At 71.6% G+C, this 20045-nt stretch carries 19 protein-coding genes; 10 read left to right on the plus strand and 9 right to left on the minus strand.

Annotated features, from left to right (window positions below; genetic code table 11):
- Positions 1-59: 59 nt before the first annotated feature.
- Both ADK86_RS10430 and ADK86_RS10435 read right to left on the minus strand, forming a co-directional pair.
- Positions 60-848, minus strand: coding sequence for a DUF4870 domain-containing protein (locus ADK86_RS10430; RefSeq protein ID WP_078951974.1), 789 nt, complete (start codon positions 846-848; stop codon positions 60-62).
- Positions 849-920: 72 nt separating this feature from the next.
- Positions 921-1526 carry a rhomboid family protein gene (locus ADK86_RS10435; RefSeq protein WP_053696306.1) on the minus strand — a complete coding sequence of 202 codons (606 nt, stop codon included), beginning with the start codon at positions 1524-1526 and terminating at the stop codon, positions 921-923.
- Between the two features lie 167 nt (positions 1527-1693).
- Between ADK86_RS10435 and ADK86_RS10440 the strand changes: the two genes are divergently transcribed.
- Positions 1694-2365 carry a UbiX family flavin prenyltransferase gene (locus ADK86_RS10440; RefSeq protein WP_053696332.1) on the plus strand — a complete coding sequence of 224 codons (672 nt, stop codon included), beginning with the start codon at positions 1694-1696 and terminating at the stop codon, positions 2363-2365.
- Here the strand turns inward: ADK86_RS10440 and ADK86_RS43750 are convergent.
- Complete coding sequence (locus ADK86_RS43750) at positions 2362-2499, minus strand: hypothetical protein (protein ID WP_199834382.1); 138 nt, start codon at positions 2497-2499, stop codon at positions 2362-2364. The genes ADK86_RS10440 and ADK86_RS43750 overlap by 4 nt on opposite strands.
- A gap of 130 nt (positions 2500-2629) precedes the next feature.
- On the opposite strand from ADK86_RS43750, the gene ADK86_RS10445 reads away from it, so the two are divergent.
- From ADK86_RS10445 to ADK86_RS10465, 5 genes are all read left to right on the plus strand, one after another.
- Entirely contained in the window at positions 2630-3085 is a 456-nt protein-coding gene (locus tag ADK86_RS10445; protein WP_003986103.1) for an Lrp/AsnC family transcriptional regulator, read from the plus strand.
- 137 nt (positions 3086-3222) lie between these two features.
- The gene (mqnE, locus tag ADK86_RS10450) at positions 3223-4389 is read left to right on the plus strand and encodes an aminofutalosine synthase MqnE (RefSeq protein ID WP_053696307.1); all 1167 of its coding nucleotides are present in this window, start codon (positions 3223-3225) and stop codon (positions 4387-4389) included.
- Between the two features lie 29 nt (positions 4390-4418).
- Entirely contained in the window at positions 4419-4943 is a 525-nt protein-coding gene (locus ADK86_RS10455) for a GNAT family N-acetyltransferase (protein WP_053696308.1), read from the plus strand.
- 124 nt (positions 4944-5067) lie between these two features.
- Positions 5068-5358 (plus strand): DUF4229 domain-containing protein, encoded by a 291-nt coding sequence (locus tag ADK86_RS10460; RefSeq protein ID WP_003986100.1) that lies wholly within the window; start codon positions 5068-5070, stop codon positions 5356-5358.
- Between the two features lie 412 nt (positions 5359-5770).
- Complete coding sequence (locus ADK86_RS10465; protein WP_053696309.1) at positions 5771-7129, plus strand: dicarboxylate/amino acid:cation symporter; 1359 nt, start codon at positions 5771-5773, stop codon at positions 7127-7129.
- Between the two features lie 111 nt (positions 7130-7240).
- On the opposite strand, the gene ADK86_RS10470 is transcribed toward ADK86_RS10465, so the two are convergent.
- A complete protein-coding gene (locus ADK86_RS10470; RefSeq protein ID WP_053696310.1) occupies positions 7241-8128 on the minus strand; it encodes an alpha/beta fold hydrolase in 888 nt (295 codons plus the stop codon).
- A gap of 138 nt (positions 8129-8266) precedes the next feature.
- Between ADK86_RS10470 and ADK86_RS10475 the strand changes: the two genes are divergently transcribed.
- Entirely contained in the window at positions 8267-8923 is a 657-nt protein-coding gene (locus ADK86_RS10475) for a TetR/AcrR family transcriptional regulator (protein WP_030600682.1), read from the plus strand.
- Positions 8924-8961: 38 nt separating this feature from the next.
- Here the strand turns inward: ADK86_RS10475 and ADK86_RS10480 are convergent, their stop codons facing one another.
- The gene (locus ADK86_RS10480) at positions 8962-9867 is read right to left on the minus strand and encodes a MaoC family dehydratase (RefSeq protein ID WP_053696311.1); all 906 of its coding nucleotides are present in this window, start codon (positions 9865-9867) and stop codon (positions 8962-8964) included.
- A 327-nt stretch (positions 9868-10194) separates the two neighbouring features.
- On the opposite strand from ADK86_RS10480, the gene ADK86_RS10485 reads away from it, so the two are divergent.
- The gene (locus ADK86_RS10485; RefSeq protein WP_107088448.1) at positions 10195-12183 is read left to right on the plus strand and encodes an AMP-dependent synthetase/ligase; all 1989 of its coding nucleotides are present in this window, start codon (positions 10195-10197) and stop codon (positions 12181-12183) included.
- Between the two features lie 125 nt (positions 12184-12308).
- On the opposite strand, the gene ADK86_RS10490 is transcribed toward ADK86_RS10485, so the two are convergent.
- From ADK86_RS10490 to ADK86_RS10500, 3 genes are all read right to left on the minus strand, one after another.
- Positions 12309-13538, minus strand: coding sequence for a lipase family protein (locus ADK86_RS10490; protein ID WP_053696312.1), 1230 nt, complete (start codon positions 13536-13538; stop codon positions 12309-12311).
- A gap of 83 nt (positions 13539-13621) precedes the next feature.
- Complete coding sequence (locus ADK86_RS10495; protein ID WP_053696313.1) at positions 13622-14719, minus strand: AraC family transcriptional regulator; 1098 nt, start codon at positions 14717-14719, stop codon at positions 13622-13624.
- Between the two features lie 233 nt (positions 14720-14952).
- Positions 14953-15156: a cold-shock protein gene (locus tag ADK86_RS10500; RefSeq protein ID WP_003984261.1), complete on the minus strand. Its 204-nt coding sequence runs from the start codon at positions 15154-15156 to the stop codon at positions 14953-14955.
- Positions 15157-15416: 260 nt separating this feature from the next.
- On the opposite strand from ADK86_RS10500, the gene ADK86_RS10505 reads away from it, so the two are divergent.
- Entirely contained in the window at positions 15417-16316 is a 900-nt protein-coding gene (locus ADK86_RS10505) for a menaquinone biosynthetic enzyme MqnA/MqnD family protein (protein ID WP_078951975.1), read from the plus strand.
- 500 nt (positions 16317-16816) lie between these two features.
- On the opposite strand, the gene ADK86_RS10510 is transcribed toward ADK86_RS10505, so the two are convergent.
- Positions 16817-18037 carry an alpha/beta hydrolase gene (locus ADK86_RS10510; protein WP_078951976.1) on the minus strand — a complete coding sequence of 407 codons (1221 nt, stop codon included), beginning with the start codon at positions 18035-18037 and terminating at the stop codon, positions 16817-16819.
- Between the two features lie 168 nt (positions 18038-18205).
- Between ADK86_RS10510 and ADK86_RS10515 the strand changes: the two genes are divergently transcribed.
- Entirely contained in the window at positions 18206-19933 is a 1728-nt protein-coding gene (locus ADK86_RS10515; protein ID WP_053696315.1) for a serine/threonine-protein kinase, read from the plus strand.
- Positions 19934-20045: the final 112 nt, after the last annotated feature.

Below are 20045 nucleotides of genomic sequence, written 5' to 3' on the forward strand. Positions count from 1 at the left end.
CCGGTCAACGACAAAGCGCTCCGGGGCCTGCCCCGGAGCGCTTGGTGTTGGCTGGTGCGCTACGGCTTGACCATCGGCCAGGCGACGGCCTTCGGATACGACCAGAACTCGCCGCGGTTCGCCTTCACCGTGGCGATGATCGCGAACACGATGCTGGTGATCTCGAACGCCACGACCAGCAGCGCGACGATCATGATGGTGAGCGGGGCCGCCAGCGGCGCCCGCCCCCCGCTCGCGTGCTCCAGGCTGATGCCGACGAGCAGGGCGGTGAAATAGAGCACGGCGCCGACCGCCACCACGATGGCCTGGGTGATGCCGAAGTTCATCGCCTGGGTGCCGTGGTGGCGCACCAGCGGATCGTGCCGGTTCTGCTCGTTGTTGCGGATCGTCATCGGGGCGATCCAGCCGAGGACGCCGCCCAGGCCGCAGCAGAAGCTGGAGCCGACGGTGATGGTGAGCAGCGCGCCCAGGTGGGCCCACATGGCGCTGGTCGTCGGTGGCCGCATCGGCTGCGCGTAGCCGGGCTGACCGCCGGGGCCCCAGCCGCCGCCCTGGGGGTACTGGCCAGGGCCCTGCGCGTATCCGCCGGGCCCCTGGGCGTACGGACCGGAGGGGCCGCCGGGGCCCGGACCGGGGCCGTACCCGGGACCCTGGCCGTACGGCTGGGAGCCGGGGGCCTGGCCGTAACCGCCGCCATGCGGGGGCGGCGTGGGCTGCTGCGCGGGCCCGGCGCCGTACGGGGGCGGTGTCTGCGGCGACTGCGGGGCCTGCTGGGGCTGCTGGTCCTGCGGAGCCGACTGCCGGCCCTCAGGCTGCTGCGGCTCGTCGGGCTTGTGGAATTCGACCATGCCAGGTCCCCCCAAGGGTCGTGCTGTTCTGTACGGCGGCGCGCGACCTTGCGAACGCGCCGTCCGGCGAGACTACGGGATCGGCCGGCCCGTACCACCGGGCGGCGCCCCGGCCGCCCGCTGCCGGAAGACGAACGCCGCCAGCACGCCGCCCACCAGCCCGAACAGATGGCCCTGCCAGCTGATGCCGTTGTCGGTCGGCAGCGCGCCCCACAGGATCGAGCCGTACACCACGGCGACGAGCGCGCCGAGGGCGATGTCCAGCGGCTTGCGGTCGATGAAGCCGCGTATGAGCAGGTACCCGAAGAGGCCGAAGACGACGCCGGAGGCACCGGCGGTGTTGCTGCCCTCGGGGGCGGTCAGCCAGACGCCCAGTCCGCTGGTCAGCGCGATGAGCAGGGTCACACCGAGGAACCGGGCGAGGCCGCTGCGCAGCGCGGCGAGGAAGCCGAGGAGCAGCAGCGGCAGGGTGTTCGCGGCGAGGTGGTCGAAGCCGAAGTGGATGAAGGCGGCGGGCAGCACATCGGCCAGCTCGCTCATCTCGCGCGGCTGTATGCCGAAGGTGTCCAGCGCGTTCCCCGAAGCGGCATCGGCCGTCTCCAGGACCCACAGCAGCGCGACCCACCCCAGCATCAGCGCGGCGGCGGGCTTCGCGCGCTCCAACGCTCGCGTCATCATCGACGGCACCTTCCTCTCCCCGTTCACTTCTCCAAACGGCCGTGACAGGTCCGGTGGTTCCGCCGGATAGGCTCGATGCCGTGGAACCGCAGGACAACAACCCCAGTCAGCCCGGTGTCACAAGGCCCGGCGGCCGCTCCGCCCGCCCGGACACCGGGTCCGCCGACATGCCCCGCCGTCCCTGGGTGGTGGGTGTCTCGGGCGCGTCCGGCACGCCGTACGCGGCGTCCGTGGTGCGCGGCCTGCTCGCGGCGGGGGAAGCGGTGGACCTGGTCGTCAGCCGGGCTTCGCGGCTGACGCTGCTGGACGAGACGGGCATCTCCTTCCGGGACGCGCACTGGCGCGCGGACCTGCGGGAGTGGCTGGCGCTCGGCGCGGACGGCAAGCCGGGGACGTTCGCGGTCACGGACGCGGACCTGGATCTGGTGCGGTACTGGCCGGCCGGGGACCTCGCGGCGGGTCCGTCGTCGGGTTCGTACCCCGTCAAGGGAATGCTGATCGTGCCGGCGAGCACGGCGTGTGTGGCCGGGGTCGCGCTGGGGCTGTCGAAGGACCTGCTCCAGCGGGTGGCGAGCGTGACGCTCAAGGAGCGCAGGAGGCTGGTGGTCGCGGTGCGGGAGACCCCGCTGAACGGGCAGACCCTCAAGCATCTGGTGACACTGGACGAGGCGGGCGCCGTGGTGCTGCCCGCCTCGCCGGCGTTCTATGCGGGAGCGACGCACATCCAGGATCTGGTGGATTTCGTCGCGGGCCGGGTGCTGGACGCGGCCGAGGTGCCGCACCGGCTCTACCGGCGGTGGGTGGGGGAGCTGGGCTCGGGCTCCAGGGAGGCCGACTAGCGCTTCTTGGCGGAGCCGTCGCGGCCGAAGCGGCGCTTGCCCTGGGTGGCGGCGGCAGGACGGTGGGCACGAGAACGATTGGCCAGGTCCTGCAGCTCGCGCATGCGGGCGTAGGCCATCTCGATCGAGTACACGGTGACTTCTCCTGTGAAAGATCGTCTTTGATCAACTGAGATTGACGGTTTACAGGGTCGCAGCCCCTGTATGCCTTAGATTCTACATGGAAAAGCCGGGATTGCAGAGCGAATGGAAGGTCAGGGGCGTATGGATGCCGTAGATAGGCAGCTCATCCAGGCACTGCGGGAGAACGGCAGGGCCTCGTACGCGGAGCTGGGCCGGCTCGTGGGCCTGTCCGGGCCCAGCGTCACCGACCGGATCAACCGCCTGGAGGCGGCCGGCGTGATCACCGGCTACCGGGCGACCGTCGACGCGGCCTCGCTCGGCCTGGGCGTCACGGCCCTGGTCGGCATCTCCCTCTCGGACGCCGCCGACCACGAGGACGTGGCCATGCGGCTGCGCGACCTCGCGGAGATCGAGGACGCCTGGTTCATCGCGGGCGACGACTCGTACATGCTCAAGGTCCGGGTCAGCGACGTGGACGGGCTGGAGCGCACCATCCGCAGGCTCTCCGGGACCAAGGGCGTCTCCCGTACGCGTACCACCATCGTGCTCTCCACCAAGTGGGAGAACCGCGTCGGCGAGCTGCCCGAGGACGCGTAGGACCCCGCTTCCGCGCCTGTACGGCGGGCCTTCGGCCGTACAGGCATGGGGGCCCGGCCGGGCCGGATTACGGGGGAGTACGCTCGGTGAAGCCCGATTTTGGCAGAGATATGGGAGGCGGCCGGATGACTGCATCCATGGATGTGGGTCTCAAGCGCGAGCTGGAGGACAAGGTCCGGTCCGGGGAGCGGCTGACCCGCGAGGACGGCATCGCCCTCTACGAGAGCGACGACCTGGCGTGGCTGGGCGGCCTCGCCCACGAGGTGCGCACCCGCAAGAACGGCGACGTGGTGCACTTCAACGTCAACCGTCACCTGAACATGACCAACGTGTGCACCGCCTCCTGCGCGTACTGCTCCTTCCAGCGCAAGCCCGGCGAGAAGGACGCGTACACGATGCGCATCGAGGAGGCCGTCCGCCTCGCCAAGGCGATGGAGGGCGACAAGCTCACCGAGCTGCACATCGTCAACGGCCTCCACCCGACCCTGCCGTGGCGCTACTACCCGCGCTCGCTCAGCGCCCTCAAGGAGGCGCTGCCCGACACGGTCTCCCTCAAGGCGTTCACCGCCACCGAGATCCACCACTTCGAGAAGATCTCCGGGCTGTCCGCCTCCGAGATCCTCGACGAGCTGATCGACGCCGGCCTGGAGTCGCTGACCGGCGGCGGCGCCGAGATCTTCGACTGGGAGGTGCGCCGGCACATCGTCGACCACGACACCCACTGGGAGGACTGGTCGCGCATCCACCGCCTGGCGCACGAGAAGGGCCTCAAGGGCCCCTGCACCATGCTGTACGGGCACATCGAGGAGCCCCGGCACCGCGTCGACCACGTGCTGCGCCTGCGCGAGCTCCAGGACGAGACCGGCGGCTTCCAGGTCTTCATCCCGCTGCGCTACCAGCACGACTTCGTGGACATGAAGGACGGCAAGGTCCGCAACCGCCTCCAGGCGCGCACCACGATGGCGACCGGCGCCGAGGCGCTGAAGACCTTCGCCGTCTCCCGGCTGCTGTTCGACAACGTCCCGCACGTGAAGGTCTTCTGGGTCATGCACGGCCTGCAGACCGCGCAGCTCGCGCTCCAGCACGGCGCCGACGACATGGACGGCTCGGTCGTCGAGTACAAGATCACGCACGACGCGGACAACTACGGCACGCCGAACAAGCTCACCCGCGACGACCTGCTGGACCTGATCCGCGACGCGGGCTTCCGGCCGGTCGAGCGCAACACCCGCTACGAGATCATCCAGGAGTACCCGGGCCCGGACCCGGACCGCCGCGAGGCCCCGCAGCCGATGCGGGTGTGAGCCCGGTCAGGGCGGCAAGGGACCGCGGTATGGATCTCCGCTTCGACCTCGACCCCGCCGTCACCCCCGAACTGGCCGACGGCATCCGTACGCTGTGGGCCGAGGTGTCCAACGCGGGCGGCGCCGTCGGTTACGTACCGCCGGTGACGCCCGAGGACGTACGCGGCGACCTGCTCGCCCACCTGGCGTCGATGTCCGAGGGGCACGCGCGGATGATCGTGGGCCGCGACGGGCGGGGCCGGGTGCGGGCGACCGCGTTCCTGCACCTGAACACCCACCGCATCCACCGGCACTGGCTGTGGGCCTCCACGGTGATGGTGCACCCCGACCTCCAGGGGCAGGGCGCGGGCCGCGCGCTGCTGACGGCCGTGGAGGAGGCAGCCCGCTCGACCGACGGCGTCGAGGCGGTCCGGCTCACCTGCCGGGGCGGCAACGGCCTGGAGGACTTCTACCGGGCCTGCGGCTACAAGGAGGTCGGCCGGGTGCCGTCGGCGATCAAGGTGGCCGACGACGACTACCGGGACGACGTCACCATGTGGCGGGAGCTGGGGTAGCCGGGCCGGGGCCGATGGCCGTCGCGCCACGCTCCGGTTCGGTGGGGGCCCGAAAGATCACGAATCGGGCTGTGCTTGACTGGATGCAGACCCTTTCGGTTGTCGTCGTGAAGAAGGTCCGCCCGTGAGTAGCCAGAAGTTCGCCACGCTCCGCTACACCGCCCTGCGCCTGGGGATCTTCGTCGTGTGCTTCGCGCTGGTCTGGGTGCTGGCGTACTTCCACGTCATCCCGCTCGGCGTGGGCAGCTCCAACGCCGTGTGGCTGCTGCTGCTCGCGATCGTGATCTCCGCGCCGCTGAGCTTCGTCCTCCTGCGCAAGCAGCGGGACGCGATGTCCGAGCAGATCGTGGCCAAGGTGGACAAGCAGAAGGCCCGGATCGCGGCCAACGCCCGCCAGGAGGACGGCCTCCTGTAACGCGGTACGGGGCGGACTCCCGTACCACCCGGCGCTGTAACGCGCCTCACAGCCGACTGATGCCCCGTCGTGGAGAAAACCCTCCACGACGGGGCATCACGCGTCTCACCGGACGATCCGGGCGCCTTCCGTAGCCCCCTCCCAAAGAATCTCTTTGGGTTCCCCAAAGTTCAAGTGTTAACGTGTTCGACATGAAGACAGCAGTAGCGCACCACCACACCACGGGCGTCCCGCTCGTGGCGCGCCTGCACGTCGATCTTTGCCGCTGTATGTCCGCGGCCTGTTGCCGCCGCTGATCCCAGCTCGCAGCGGCCGGAGATCCCGTACGGATCGGTTACGGACCTCCTGTCTCCTGGCGCTGTGCGCCGTCTCCTCACCCTTTCGACGCCTGTCTGTCCCCGGAGTGTGTCCGTTGTCCACCACGTCTTCCGAGACCGGGCGGTCCCCCGAGACCGCAAGAACCTTCCACATACCCAAGGTCCCGTTCTGGGCCCAGATCCTGCTCGGCCTCGTCCTCGGTGTGCTGCTCGGCTGGATCGCCAAGAGCGGTGACATCTCCTGGCTGAAGACCACCCTCGACACCATCGGCCACCTCTTCGTCCAGCTGCTCAAGCTGGCCGTGGCGCCGCTGGTCTTCTTCGCCATCCTGGTCTCGATCACCAACCTGCGGCAGGTCAACAACGCCGCCCGGCTGGCCACCCGCACCCTGCTGTGGTTCATGGTCACCTCGCTGATCGCGGTCGCCATCGGCATGGCGATCGGCCTGATCAGCAACCCCGGCGCGGGCACCGGCCTGACCCCCAAGGACGGCAAGCTCCCCGAGCACGCCGGCTCCTGGATCGACTTCCTGACCGGCATCGTCCCCAAGGACGTCATCACGCCCTTCACCGAGCTGAAGGTCATGCAGATCGTCTTCATGGCGACGGTGGCCGGCATCGCGGCCCTGAAGCTCGGCGACCGCGCCGAGCCGGTGCTGCGCCTGAGCCGCTCCGCGCTGGAGCTGCTGCAGAAGGCCCTGTGGTGGGTCATCCGCCTCGCCCCGATCGGCTCCCTCGGCCTGATCGGCTACGCCATCGCGGACTACGGCTGGGACCTGATCAGCAAGTACGCGACGTTCACCCTGGACATCTACGTCGGCTGCGCGATCGTGCTGTTCGGCGTCTACCCGCTGCTGCTGTCGGTCTTCGCCAAGGCCAACCCGCTGCACTTCTTCAAGGGCGCCTGGCCCGCCATCCAGCTGGCGTTCGTCTCCCGCTCCTCGGTCGGCACCATGCCGCTGACCCAGAAGGTCACCGAGCGCCTGGGCGTCCCCAAGGAGTACGCGTCCTTCGCGGTGCCCTTCGGCTCCACGACCAAGATGGACGGCTGCGCCTCGATCTACCCGGCGCTCGCCGCGATCTTCATCGCCCAGATCTTCGACGTGCACCTCGGCCTCGGCGACTACGTCCTGATCGCCTTCGTCTCGGTCATCGGCTCCGCCGCCACCGCCGGCCTCACCGGCGCCACCGTCATGCTCACCCTGACCCTGTCCACCCTCGGCCTCCCCCTGGAGGGCGTCGGTCTGCTGATGGCGATCGACCCGATCCTGGACATGATGCGGACGGCTACGAATGTTGCGGGCCAGGTCGTCGTGCCGATCCTGGTCTCGGCCAAGGAGAAGATCCTGGACCGCGACGCGTACGCCCGTGCCGCCGGTGTGGACCTGGAGGACAGCGCGGTGAGCGAGTCCGAGCAGAAGGCGCCGGTCCCGGCGACGGCCGCGGCCGGCTGACCCGGACGCCGACCGCGCTCCACGCGGTGACCTGAACGCCGGACGGGCCAGGGATTTCCCTGGCCCGTCCGGCGTTTCGTGTACGAACCTCCTCTTCGAAGGCCGGTGTCCTCAGCCCGCCTTCCCCGCATGCGCCAAAACCGCCTCCGCCAGCGGCCCCTGCACCTCCGGCGGCAGCGCGTGGCCCATGGCCGGGATCTCCACCAGGCTTGCGTCTTGGATGACCTGGGACAGGTGTTGCGGGTGCGGCGGTGGGAAGACCGGCTCGGCGGGGGCGGATATGACGAGGGTGGGGACTTCAGTGGTGGCCAATTTCTCGGTGCGCAGCATGCCGGAGTGGTCGGCGCGGCCGTGCGCGGTGGAGACGTCGTAGCGGCCGGTGTGTTCGATGATGCGGCGTTCCAGGGCGCGGTAGTAGGCGGGGTCGAACGGCAGCCGGCCGCCGCTGAGCACCCGCCAGTGCTCCACTCGCCGGTCGAGTTCGGCCTCCAGGCCGTGGTCCTCCACCGGGCGGGCCCACATCTCCAGTACTTCCGGAGAGATTCCGGGCAGTTCGGCGGCGGGGATCTCGGTGCCGTCCGGGCGGGTGTACGGGGCGGTGCTCAGCGCGGAGGTGCCCATCAGGGTGGCGCTGAGGACGCGGTCGGGGTGGTCGGCGAGGACGAGTTGGGTCAGCATCCCGCCGAGGGAGAGCCCCACCAGGTGTGCCCGCTCGATGCCGAGGCCGTCGAGGACGCGGACGATGTCCTGCGCCAGGTCCGTGATGCGGTACGGCTGTTCGTCGAAGGACCAGGTGGAGCGGCCGGTGTCGCGGTGGTCGTAACGGATGACGCGGTGCTGGACGGCGAGCGCGTCCACGAACGGCTCCGGCCAGCCGAGGCCGGCGGCCTGGGCACCCATGACGAGCAGCAGCGGGGGCGCGCCGGCCGGGCCGCGCTGCTCGGTCCACAGGCGCACGCCCGGGGCCGCGTCCACGAACTGCTGGTGCGCCTGCTGCATGGCGGGTCCTTCCGTCGAACTGAACGAGACGAGTCGTATCGTCTCGCGAGCGAAGCGATCACGTCAAGACCGGGCGGGCAAGGCGGGAAAACGTAAACTTACTTGGGGGTAAAGGGGCGGGACAGAAGGGCAATTGGTGTGGGAGCTGTGAAGAGCAAGCGGATGCCGCGGGCCGTACGGGAGCAGCAGATGCTCGACGCGGCCGTGCTGACCTTCGCGCGGCGCGGGTACCGGGCGGCCTCGATGGATGAGATCGCCGAGGTGGCCGGGGTGTCGAAGCCGCTGGTCTATCTGTATCTGAACTCCAAGGAGGAACTGTTCAGCGCCGTCATCCGGCGGGAGGCGGCGGCGCTCGCGGAGGCCGTACGGGCGGCGGTGGAGCCAGGGGTGTCCGCCGACCGGCAGCTGTGGAGCGGACTGAAGGGATTCTTCGCGCACACGGCCGAGCATCCGGACGGCTGGACGGTGCTCCACCAGCAGGCCCGTACACAGGGCGAGCCGTTCGCGGTCGAAGTCGCCGCGCTGCGTGCCGAGATCGTCGAATTCGTCACCGCGATGATCGGGGCGGCGGCCCAGGAGGCGGGCTGCGACCGGGAACCGGCCGCCCGCGAAGTCTCCGGCCTGGCGCACGCCCTGGTGGGCGCCGCCGAATCACTGGCCGACTGGGCCAACTCCGGCGGCCCGGGCGCGGGGGAGCGCCCGCCCGCCAAGGACACCGCGGCGACGCTGATGAACTTCGCGTGGGCCGGGCTGGGGCGGCTGATGGCCGGGGAGCGGTGGTCGCCGGGGAGTTAGGGGCGGAGGGGGAGCCCCCAGGGGACGGGCCGCCGCCCTCACACGTCCGTCTCCACCCTTCCCTCCAGGTGCACACGCGCCCGGCCGTCCGGGCCGCCGAGCAACTGGAAGCTGCCGCCCGTGCGCGTGGTCTCGTAGGCGTACGAGACGGTGGCGGGCAGCAGCACCGGGGCGCGGAACTCCGCCGATATGCGCAGCGTCGGCGTGCCCGGCAGCACCGCCTCCGCGGCGCAGCGGGCGAACGTCCACATGCCGTGGGCGATGGCGCGCGGGAAGCCGAGCGGGCGGGCCGTGAGGGCGTGGAGGTGGATCGGGTTGTAGTCGCCGGAGACGGCGGCGTGCCGGCGGCCGAGGTCGGCGGGCAGGCGCCATTGGGCGCGTACGGGCAGCGCGCGGGGTACGGGGGAGCGCGCCCCGGCCCCGGCACCCCGCGCCCCCTCGCCCTCGGCCGTCCGGTGCCGCGCCAGATAGGTGCTGCGGTCGTGCCACACCAGCGCGTCCCCCCGGCGCGCCTCGGTCGTCATGACGACCTCGGTGCCGCGCCGGTGTGCCCGCAATGCGCCCGCGAACACGGTCAGTTCGAGGGTGTCGGTCGGGTGCAGCGGCGCGTACTGGGTGATCTCGATGCCGGTGTGCACCAGTCCGAGCATCGGCAGCGGGAAGTCCCGCGCGCTCATCAGCCGTGCGGCCAGCGGGAATCCGAGGATGTGCGGGTAGGTGACGGGCAGCGGCTCGGCGGCGTCGTAGCCGCAGACCCGCGCGTACGAGGCGGCGCGGCCGAGCCCGATGCGTACGGCGGGCAGCACGAGGCGGGTGCGCGGCAGGGCGGCGTCCGGGTGCGGGTGCTTGCCGATCCCGGTCAGGACGCCCTTGGCCAGCGCGGGCAGCAGCCGCGGCGGGCGGGACCGGCCGGCCGCCGCGCTGCCCGGTGCCTCGCCCGGCATCAGGCACCCGGCCGGTGCGGTGCGCGGCGGGCGAGGAGGCGCCGCGGGGCCGGACCGGGGGACGGAAGACGGTGTTCGGGCATTGGCCAACTCCTGGTCCTCGCGTAAATTTACTTCGAAGTAAGGTTACTGTCGGGTCAGGTGATGGTCGAGGGTGCGGCCGCAAGGCGCCGCGCTGTCCACGGCCCCGAACGGGCCTGCTCCTGGGGTCCGTTGGGGTCCGCGCCGCCGGGCGCCTGCGCGCACCGGCCGCCGCGCTCACCGCGGGACGAGGAGCCGCTCGTGTCCAGTCGCGAACTGCCCAGCCGGGACCTGCCCGGCCGGGAACTGCAAGGCGGGCCCTCGGCGCCCGCTCCGGTGGAGCCGCGCACCCAGGTGCGGGACGGGGTCGTACGGGAGGTGTCCGTACCGCCGCTGGCGCCGCCGGTGCGGACCGGTTCACTGGGAGACATCCCCTTCGACAACGCCGCGCAAGCGCCGGACGAGGTGGTTCTGGCGCGCAAGAAGGCGGGCCAGGGGGCCGGGGGCGCGTGGCGGGACGTGAGCGCCGCCGAGTTCGCCGCCGAGGTGCTCGCCGTGGCCAAGGGCCTGATCGCACACGGGCTGCGGCCCGGCGACCGGCTGGCCATCATGGCCCGTACGACCTACGAGTGGACGCTCGTGGACTTCGCCGCCTGGGCGGCCGGGCTGGTCACCGTACCGGTCTATCCGACCTCCTCCGCCCACCAGGCGCACTGGATCCTGCGCGACTCGGGCGCCGCGGCGTGTGTCGTGGAGAGCGTCGAGCAGACCCGGCTGATCAGCTCGGTCCGTACCGGGCTGCCGGACCTCGCGCACCTGTGGCAGCTGGACACCGGCGCGGTCGGGCAGCTCGCCGCGGAGGGCCGGCGGGTGCCGAACGCGCTGGTGACCGAGCGGCGGGCGGCCACCGGGCCCGGCGACATCGCCACCCTCGTCTACACCTCCGGCACCACCGGCCGCCCCAAGGGCTGTGTCCTGACCCACGGCAACTTCTTCGCCGAGGTGGACAACGCGACCGAACTGCTGCACCCGGTCTTCAAGTCGGTCAGCAGCGAGCCCGCCTCGACGCTGCTCTTCCTGCCGCTGTCGCACGTCTTCGGGCGGATGGTCGCGGTCGGCTGCCTGCGCGCGCGGGTGCGCCTCGGCCACGCGCCCAGCATCCGTACCGAGGACCTGCTCGCCGACCTGGCCACCTTCCGGCCGACGTTCCTGCTCGCGATCCCCTACGTCCTGGAGAAGGTCTACAACACCGGCCGCGCCACCGCCGAGAAGATGGGCCGGGCCGCCTCCTTCGACCGCGCGGCCCGCATCGCCCGGCGCTACGGGGAAGCCGTGGAGGCCAAGGAGCACGGCACCGGCAGCGGCCCCGGCGCGGCGCTGAAGGCCGCCCGCCGGCTGTACGACCCGCTGGTCTACCGCCGTATCCGCGCCGCGCTCGGCGGCAAGGTCCGCTACGCGATCTGCGGCGGCTCCCCGCTCGGGCGCCGCCTCGCGGCCTTCTACGCCGGCGCGGGCATCGAGATCTTCGAGGGCTACGGGCTGACCGAGACCACCGCGGCGGCCACCCTCACCCCGCCGCTCAAGCCGCGTATCGGCACGGTGGGACGGCCGCTGCCCGGCACCGCCGTACGGATCGCGGACGACGGCGAGGTGCTGCTGCGCGGCCCCCAGGTCTTCACGGGCTACTGGGACGCGGCGACCGGTGGCCCGCTGCGGAACGGGGACGGGTTCGGGCACGGCCGGGGGCTCCCCGCATACGAAGAACACGGTTACGGGCGGAGCGATGGGGGCTGGCTGGCGACCGGCGACATCGGCGCTCTCGACGCCGACGGCTATCTGACCATCACCGGCCGCAAGAAGGAGCTGATCGTCACCTCCGGCGGCAAGAACGTCGCCCCGGCCCCGCTGGAGGACCGGCTGCGGGCGCACCCGCTCGTCGGCCAGTGCATGGTCATGGGCGACGACCGCCCGTACATCACCGCGCTGATCACGCTGGAGGCCGACGGCCTGGCGCACTGGCGGCTGATGAAGAAGAAGCAGCGGGTGCCGATGGCGGAACTGGTCACGGACGATGTGCTGCTGGCCGACATCCAGGACGCCGTGGACGACGCCAACAAGCTGGTGTCACGGGCGGAATCGATACGCCGCTTCACCGTGCTGCCGGTGGACTTCACCGAGGAGGCCGGCCACCTCACACCGTCCCTGAAACTGCGGCGGGCCGCCATCGCGCGCGACTTCGCCGAGGAGATCGAGGAGCTGTACGTACGGGGCGGGAGCGAGGCGCCCGGGCCCTGATGTCTCGTTAACTGACCCCCCGGTAACGTGGTGGGGGCCGGGCCCGGCAAACGGGAACCCCGTGTCACCTCTGTGGGGGAAGTGGCGCGGGGTTCCTTGCCGCTCACGTACCAACGGGGCTTTTTCTAGCCGCAGTTGCCGTTCGCTGCCTTGCCGGCGAAACGGTCCGCCAGCCAGTTGGCGGCCGGTACGGCGCCCGCTATCGCGCCGATGACGTGCTCGCCCAGCGGGATCGTGCTCCACCGCACGTCGGCGCCCCTGGCGCACCAGTCCGCGCGCAGCTGCCGGCCGACGCCGTACGGGATCAGCTCGTCGAGCGTGCCGTGGTAGAGGAACACCGGCGCGTCCGGCCTGCGCGTACCGAGGTCCGACTCGCGCAGCCGCCGCTGCCAGTCCGCCTCGTACAGCGGGTTCCTGACCGTCACGTCGGAGATCTTCTTGAAGGCGCCCGCGATGCCGTCGATCGCCACGCAGTTGTTCTTCATGAAGTCGACGTAGTGCCGTCCCTTGGCGTTGAGGTACTTCGCCAGGTCCAGTTCGGGGAAGGCGGCGTCCTGGCCGACGGCGGCCATCAGGATCAGGCCCGCGCCCACATTGCCGTTGTTGAAGTCCGCGACCTTGAGCAGATCCGCCGGGACTCCGCCGGTCGCGGTGCCCTTGACCTTCAGCTCCGGCGCGTACGTACCGTGCAGCTCGGCCGCCCAGCCCGACGCCTGGCCGCCCTGCGAATAGCCCATGATCCCGACCGGGGAGTCGACGGTGACGCCCGCCCGCACGGCGCCGGGCAGCCGCTGGGCGGCGCGGGCCGCGTCCAGTACGGCCTGCCCCTCGGCCCGGCCGACGGTGTACGTGTGGTCGCCGGGCGTGCCCAGGCCCTCGTAGTCGGTCACGGCCACCGCCCAGCCGCGCGCCGTGAGCTGCTGGATGAGGTTGGCCTCGACGGTGGTGCCCTTGGGGAAGCCGGCCGAGGGCGCGCACGTGTCGGCGAGGCCGACCGTACCGACGGCGTACGCGACCAGGGGGCGCGGCCCGGTGCGGCCGTCGTCCGGGACGATGACCGTGCCGGAGACGACGTTCGGGGCGCCCGTGGCGCTGGTCGAGCGGTACTCCATGTGCCAGGCGCGGGTACGGGTCGGCTGGCCGGGGAGGGGGTGGAAGGAGGTGGGGGAGGACGTCACGATGTCGCCGGGGCGCGGGGCCGTCCGTGCGGCCGCCGGGGCGGGCTGCGGGACGGTCGGCGTGGTGGCGGCGGCGTTCGTGAGGCCGAGCGAGAGGGCGAGCGCCGTGGCGGCGGTGGCGGCGGTGGTGCGCAGCGCGCGGGACGCGCGCCGGTCATGGGGGGTGTGGGGCACCATGCGGCTCTCCCAACGGTCCGGAGGACGGGGTAGTTGGGGTGACCGTAGTGACTCGCGGGTAAGTAAGGCGCTGACCAGGACGCTCAGCTTTGCTGACCCGGGAGGGCAGGGGTGTGCGGGCGCAGCCGGTACGCGCCCGGGGTGGTCCCCGTCCAGCGCCGGAACGCGCGGTGGAACGCGGTGTCCTCGGAGAAGCCCAGCCGCGCCGCCAGCGCGGCGATCGGCTCCCGGCCCGCCGCCAGCGCGCTGATCGCCGCGTCCCGGCGCACCGCGTCCTTCAGCCGCTGGTACGAGGTCCCCTCCGCCTGGAGCCGGCGGCGCAGCGTCGCCGGACTCACCGCCAGCCGCGCCGCGACCTCGGCCGCCTCCGGCAGCCGCGCCGGGCCCGGGCTGCGCAGAGCCGGGGCGAGCGTGCGGCGCACCCGCTCGGTGAAGGTCGTGCCGTACTCCCGCCGGCTCAGCAGGTCGGCGGGCGCCCGCCGCAGCATCGCCGCCAGCGCCGCCTCGTCCTGGACGACCGGCGCCGCCAGCCAGCGGGCGTCGAAGACCGCCGCGGTGCGCGGTGCGCCGAAGCGCACCGCGCAGTCGAAAAGCAGCTCGTACTCGTGTGCGTGCGCGGGAGCCGGGTGGACGAAGCACACATCGGACAGCGGTATGTGCCGGCCGATGAGCCAGCTGGACAGCCGGTGCCAGATGATCAGCACGCACTCGGCGAGGAAGGTGCCCTCGGGGTACGGGCGCAGGTCGCTGAGGAGGGAGAACTCGGCGGGGCGGGAAGGCGCGGCGTCCCGGTTGTCCCGGCCGGGGGCACGGGGCTCGCCGTTCCGGCGGGGCACCGTCACGGCCATCTCGGGCCCGCCGGGGAACAGCCCGTAGAACCGTACGGCCCGCTCCAGCGCCGTACCGAGATCCGGGCAGCCCACGCAGGCGAGGCCCATCATCGCGAACGTGCCCCGACGGCTGGGCCGCGGCCCGAGCCCCAGGAACTCATCGTCCGTGGCCCGCTGCAACTCTTTGACCAGCCGCGCGAACCGGTCCGCCGCCACCCGCGCCCGGTCGTCCCCGAGCAGCAGCGGCGATATCCCGGCGGCCTGCAACAGCGGCACGGTGTCCAGCCCCGCCCGCCGCGCCCCGCCGAGGACGGCCCGCACATGGTGCACCGCGATGGTCGGCCCGGTCATGGAAGAGCACGGTAGCCGGAGGTGGCGGAGAGGTGAATCCAGCCCGTCCGGCGTTTGAGGACACGCAGGCCGGAGGCCGCGGCCGGTCCCACCGCCCCCGCGTGGCCGCACACCGTAAATCGGCCAAGCCCAGCCGCAGGCGAAAAGGCAGGAGCCCCGTCCCCTTCCGAAAGGAAGAGGCGGGGCTCCTTGGGTACTGCTAAGTCGAACCGCGATCGGTCGGACCGGGCAACTTAGACCGGCGTGACGTTCTCCGCCTGCGGGCCCTTCGGGCCCTGCGTGACGTCGAAGTTCACCTGCTGGTTCTCCTCGAGGGAGCGGAAGCCAGAGGCGTTGATCGCAGAGTAGTGAACGAAGACATCCGGGCCGCCGCCGTCCTGGGCGATGAAGCCGAAGCCCTTTTCAGCGTTGAACCACTTCACGGTTCCGGTAGCCATAAGCCCTCCTTGGGCCAAAGGGTTGCCCTGCTCCAGAACCTGCAAGAAGTCTGAAAACTACAAAAGCCTGCGGCGTCACATGCTCCGCAGGCTCTGTACTGCAAGGGAAACCAAACTGCAACTTGCGCTGAGCGTAGCACGGGGCGCTTGTAGGGCGGAAGAGCCAAAGATCACGTTTACCCGCGCGGTGGAGCGGTCCGAGAGGAACCACAGGAGGCCCCGCCGCACCGTCCGGCGCGTGCCGGGTCTAGCCTCCGCATGTGGACAATTCAACCGTTGGAGACGCATCCGCAGGAGCCGCAGCCGACCACCGTCGCAGCCGGCCGCGGGTGGGCCACATCCAGTTTCTGAACTGCATGCCCCTGTACTGGGGCCTCGCGCGTACGGGCACCCTGCTCGACCTGGAGCTCACGAAGGACACCCCGGAAAAGCTCAGCGAACAGCTGGTGCGCGGCGACCTCGACATCGCCCCGGTCACCCTCGTGGAGTTCCTGCGGGCCGCCGACGACCTGGTCGCCTTCCCCGACCTGGCGGTCGGCTGCGACGGCCCGGTCATGTCCTGCGTGATCGTGTCGCAAAAGCCCCTGGAGGAGCTGGACGGGGCGCGGGTCGCGCTCGGCTCGACCTCCCGTACGTCCGTACGCCTGGCCCAACTGCTGCTGGCCGAGAAGATCGGCGTCACTCCTGACTACTACACCTGCCCGCCCGACCTCGGCCTGATGATGCAGGAGGCGGAGGCCGCGGTTCTGATCGGGGACGCGGCGCTCCGCGCGAATCTGCACGACGCGCCCCGGCTCGGCCTCCAGGTGCACGATCTGGGACAGATGTGGAAGGACTGGACGGGTCTGCCGTTCGTCTTCGCCGTCTGGGCGACCCGGCGCGACTACCTGGAGCGCGAGCCGGTGGTCGTGCGCAAGGTGCACGAGGCGTTCCTGGCCTCCCGCGATCTGTCGCTGGAGGAGGTCGGCAAGGTGGCCGAGCAGGCCGCGCGCTGGGAGACCTTCGACGAGCAGGTGCTGGAGCGCTACTTCACGACGCTGGACTTCCGCTTCGGCCCGGACCAGCTGCGCGGTGTGGCGGAATTCGCCCGCAGAACGGGAGAAACGACCGGTTATCCGGCGGACGTGCGGGTGGACCTTCTGGAGGACCCGCGGGCCTGAGGTCCGATTCCGGCGGCGAATTCCGCGGGTGGGTCGGGTGCGGGTGTGCGGTCGGCATACCAATGCGTCCCGACGGCACTGGGATGGTGTTCCCGGTGCGCGCGGAAGTCGTACGGGGGGCGTACGGGAGCCGCGCGGAAGGTGCGTAGAAGTCGTACGGAAGTGCACGGAAGTCGCACGGAAATCGTACGGAAGACATGGACGGGGCGGCGGAAAGTCGCCGGGAAGTCGCCGGGAATTCACCGAGGGCGGCCGAAAGGGCCGCACGGATTCCTTCGGGGAGTGCCGGAAGGGCGCCTCAGGGTCCCTGGATGGCTCCTGGGAAAGGGGCAACAATCCCGCGCGGGCGTCTCTCGGACCTGTCGAAGCCCGGCGGGAAAACCGGTAAGGCGTACGCGTCGGCAAGGTGTACGAATCGTACGCATCGGCAGGCATCGGAAAGCCGTACGGAATGCTCCGTGGCGCGCACCGGGTCGCGCGCCACGTCGCGTCACGTCACATCACGGCGCGGGCGTCGGCCCCGGTATCACCTTGCTGATCCACTGCATGGTTCCGTCGTCCATGCCCCGGACGTACCCCCTGGCGTTGTGGCCGCCGCCTTCGATCACCTGGAGGCGGGTCTTGATCGGCCCCTTGCCGTATTTCTTCATGAAGGATTCCAGCTTGGCCCGGCCGCCCTCCTTGGTGCCGATCTGGAAGGCGAGGTGCACGTCCGGCGCACCGGGCCGGGCGATCAGGCTCTTGGCCAGCTGCTCGGGGTCGTTGGCCCGCATCTCCTTCTCGTGGCCGCGCCACAGCGGCGAGTCCGGCCGCAGGTCCGGGCCGCTGGCGATCACGGCCTTGAACCGGTCGGGGTGCTGGAGCACCTGCTTGAGGCCCACGAAGGCGCCGGACGACGAGCCCATGAAGGCCCAGCCGTCCCGCGAGGTGAAGGTGCGGAAGTTGGCCTTGACCAGGTCGGGGACGTCGTCGGACATCCAGGTGCCCATCTTCGGCTGCCCCGGGATGTCACTGCCGTCGTAGTAGTTCTTGTTGTCCGCGTTCAGGACCGGCATCACGACGATGAACGGCTTGCTCTTGCCCGACTTCGACCACTCGCTGATGCTGCTCTGCAGCTTCAGGTCGGTTCCCATCCAGTAGTTGACCGGGTAGCCGGGGCCGCCGGGCAGCGCGATGAGGACCGGGAAGGCGCTCTTGGCGTACTTCTCCTCGTAGTACTCCTTGGGGGCCCAGACCCAGACCTTGCCCGTGAAGCCGGACTTCTTCCCGTGCAGCGTGGTCACGCCGATCTTGGTGCCGTCGTCCAGCGTGTTCGCCGTCGTGAAATCCGCGCGCGGGCCCGTGGGCATCCGTACCCGGGGATCGGACGTACCGGAGGACCCGCCCTTTCCGGCGTCGCCCGAGCCGCCGCCGGGGCCGGTCCGGTCGAAGGACATCGGGTCGCCGTTGTCGGAGAAGACATCGAAGGCGTTCAGTACGGGGACGGACGCCAGCCCGAGGACGGCGACGGCCGCGCCGATCCACAGGAACCGCTTGCGCCGCCCGGCGCGGGCCCGCCGCGGCCGGGAACGCCGGCCGGGGCGGCCGGGGCGGTCAGGCCCTCCGGGCCCTTCGGGCCCCGGCCCGTGCTGGACGTAACCGTACGAGGGCTGCTGCGCCGAGCCGTACGAAGGCGGCTCGGCGGAGCCGTACGAGGGCTGCTGCCCGGCATGATGCTGCACGGAAGTACTCCGGTCGGTGAGCTGCCCCGCAGGACATGTCGGACTGTTGCTGGCGTTCCTCCTCTTTGGAGGCGAAAGCCGCTGTGCCGGTTCACCGGACCCGGCATGACCTGGGTCATAGGCCCCTAGGCTGGTGCGGGATCCGGGCCGGGAGGGGGAGGCGAGGCGATGGAGCCGCTGGGGGCGGACGATCCGCGCGTCATCGGTGCGTACCGGCTGCTGGGCCGGCTCGGCGCGGGCGGCATGGGCCGGGTCTACCTGGGCCGCAGCGCGGGCGGCCGGACCGTCGCGGTGAAATCGGTGCACGCGCGGCTCGCCGCCGACGATCGGTTCCGGGCGCGCTTCCGGCGCGAGGTGGAGTCCGCGCGCCGGGTCGGCGGCGCCTGGACCGCGCCCGTACTGGACGCCGACCCGGAGGCCCCCGTCCCCTGGGTGGCCACCGGTTACGTCGCCGGGCCCTCGCTCACCCGGGCCGTCGAGGACTTCGGCCCCCTGGACGCCTCCGCCGTACGGACGCTGGGCGCCGGGCTGGCCGCGGCGCTGGCCGCCGTACACACCCACGGCCTGGTGCACCGCGACGTCAAACCGTCCAACGTCATGCTCACCCTCGACGGCCCGCTGCTGATCGACTTCGGCATCGCCCGCGCCATGGACGGCGGCGCCGCGCTCACCGCCACCGGCGTCCAGGTCGGCTCGCCCGGCTACATGGCACCCGAGCAGATCCTGGGCCGGGACGTCACCGGCGCCTGCGACGTGTTCTCGCTCGGCGCGGTACTGGCGTACGCGGCCACCGGGACCGGCCCGTTCACCGGGGACAGCTCGGCCGCCCTGCTCTACAAGGTCGTCCACGAGGACCCCGACCTGGGCCCCGCCCTCACCGGCGAACTGCGCGAGGTGACCGCGGCCTGCCTGGCGAAGCGGCCCGGGGACCGGCCCGCGCCGGGGAAGATCGTGCGGCGGCTGGGCGGTGCGGCGGAGGCACGCGGCGCTGGATGGCTGCCTGCACCGCTGATCGAGCGGGTCAGCCGACAGGCTGTGGAACTGCTGAATCTGGACGGGCGGGTGGCCCCGGGCGCGGACGTGAGCCCGAGCCCGGACGTAGGCGTGAGCCCGGACGAGCCCGCCGGTCACATGGCGGGGGCCTTCGGGCCGCCGGACCCCTCGTACGGTTCCGGCCTCGTCCCCTTCGACGCCATGGCCGCCGCCCCGGCCGCCACCTCGCCACCCCAATCCCACCCTCAACCTCACCCCCACCCCTCCTGGCCAACACCGGGCGGAACCACGCAGCCGCCGCCACCCCCTTCCAAAGAACGCCGCCTCACCTTCAACGGCGTCCTCGGCGGCGGGGCCAACGGCTCCGGCCGTCGCAGGCTGAGCTGCACGCTCGTGCTTTCCGTGGCCGGTGTGCTCGCCGCGGCGACGACCGCCGTGTTCGTCTTCCGGCTGCTGCCGGGGCAGGGCGGCGACGGCGACAGGGACGCGGCCGCGAAGCCGCCCGCCAGCGGGCAGTCCACGGCGCCCGGGGACACCCGGCCCGGCGCGTCGGCCGTTCCCGAGCCGTTCCTCGGCACCTGGACCGGCACGGTCATCACCCGCCACGACCTCCCCAACGGCACCATCACCAGCACCATCACCCCGGGCGCCAAGGGCGACTACGTGGTCCGCACCACGTACGACTTCCTGATCGCCCGGTGCGAGGCCAAGGCCGAGCTGGTGTCCGCCACCGCCACCGCGCTGACCCTCCGGGAACGCACGGACGGCAAGCCGGGACCCGGCTGTACGGGGGCCGAGGCGGCCGTCACGTACACGCTCGGCAAGGACGGCAGGCTCGCCTTCGCCTCCGACGACGAGGCGGGCGGCCGTCCCCACGCGTCCCTGAAGAAGACGGGCGGCTGACCCGGCACGTCCCGGAGGGGCGGCGGCCGGGCCGCCTGCGCCGCCCGCCGCCGGTGGTGCCGGACCGCTGGCGTACGCTGGTTCGGTCGTTATGCCCGCCTCCGAAGGGACG

It is taken from the genome of Streptomyces sp. NRRL F-5755, assembly GCF_001279365.1.
Classification (GTDB): domain Bacteria; phylum Actinomycetota; class Actinomycetes; order Streptomycetales; family Streptomycetaceae; genus Streptomyces; species Streptomyces rimosus.

Excerpts from the sequence above, each read along its gene's own strand:
- ADK86_RS10435 (WP_053696306.1), bottom strand. The coding sequence starts at position 1,526 with ATGATGACGCGAGCGTTGGAGCGCGCGAAGCCCGCCGCCGCGCTGATG.
- ADK86_RS10455 (WP_053696308.1), top strand. The coding sequence starts at position 4,419 with ATGGATCTCCGCTTCGACCTCGACCCCGCCGTCACCCCCGAACTGGCC.
- ADK86_RS10495 (WP_053696313.1), bottom strand. The coding sequence starts at position 14,719 with ATGACCGGGCCGACCATCGCGGTGCACCATGTGCGGGCCGTCCTCGGC.
- mqnE (WP_053696307.1), top strand. The coding sequence starts at position 3,223 with ATGGATGTGGGTCTCAAGCGCGAGCTGGAGGACAAGGTCCGGTCCGGG.
- ADK86_RS10470 (WP_053696310.1), bottom strand. The coding sequence starts at position 8,128 with ATGCAGCAGGCGCACCAGCAGTTCGTGGACGCGGCCCCGGGCGTGCGC.
- ADK86_RS10430 (WP_078951974.1), bottom strand. The coding sequence starts at position 848 with ATGGTCGAATTCCACAAGCCCGACGAGCCGCAGCAGCCTGAGGGCCGG.
- ADK86_RS10500 (WP_003984261.1), bottom strand. The coding sequence starts at position 15,156 with ATGGCTACCGGAACCGTGAAGTGGTTCAACGCTGAAAAGGGCTTCGGC.
- ADK86_RS10440 (WP_053696332.1), top strand. The coding sequence starts at position 1,694 with ATGCCCCGCCGTCCCTGGGTGGTGGGTGTCTCGGGCGCGTCCGGCACG.
- ADK86_RS10490 (WP_053696312.1), bottom strand. The coding sequence starts at position 13,538 with ATGGTGCCCCACACCCCCCATGACCGGCGCGCGTCCCGCGCGCTGCGC.
- ADK86_RS10445 (WP_003986103.1), top strand. The coding sequence starts at position 2,630 with ATGGATGCCGTAGATAGGCAGCTCATCCAGGCACTGCGGGAGAACGGC.
- ADK86_RS10515 (WP_053696315.1), top strand. The coding sequence starts at position 18,206 with ATGGAGCCGCTGGGGGCGGACGATCCGCGCGTCATCGGTGCGTACCGG.
- ADK86_RS10480 (WP_053696311.1), bottom strand. The coding sequence starts at position 9,867 with ATGCCGGGCGAGGCACCGGGCAGCGCGGCGGCCGGCCGGTCCCGCCCG.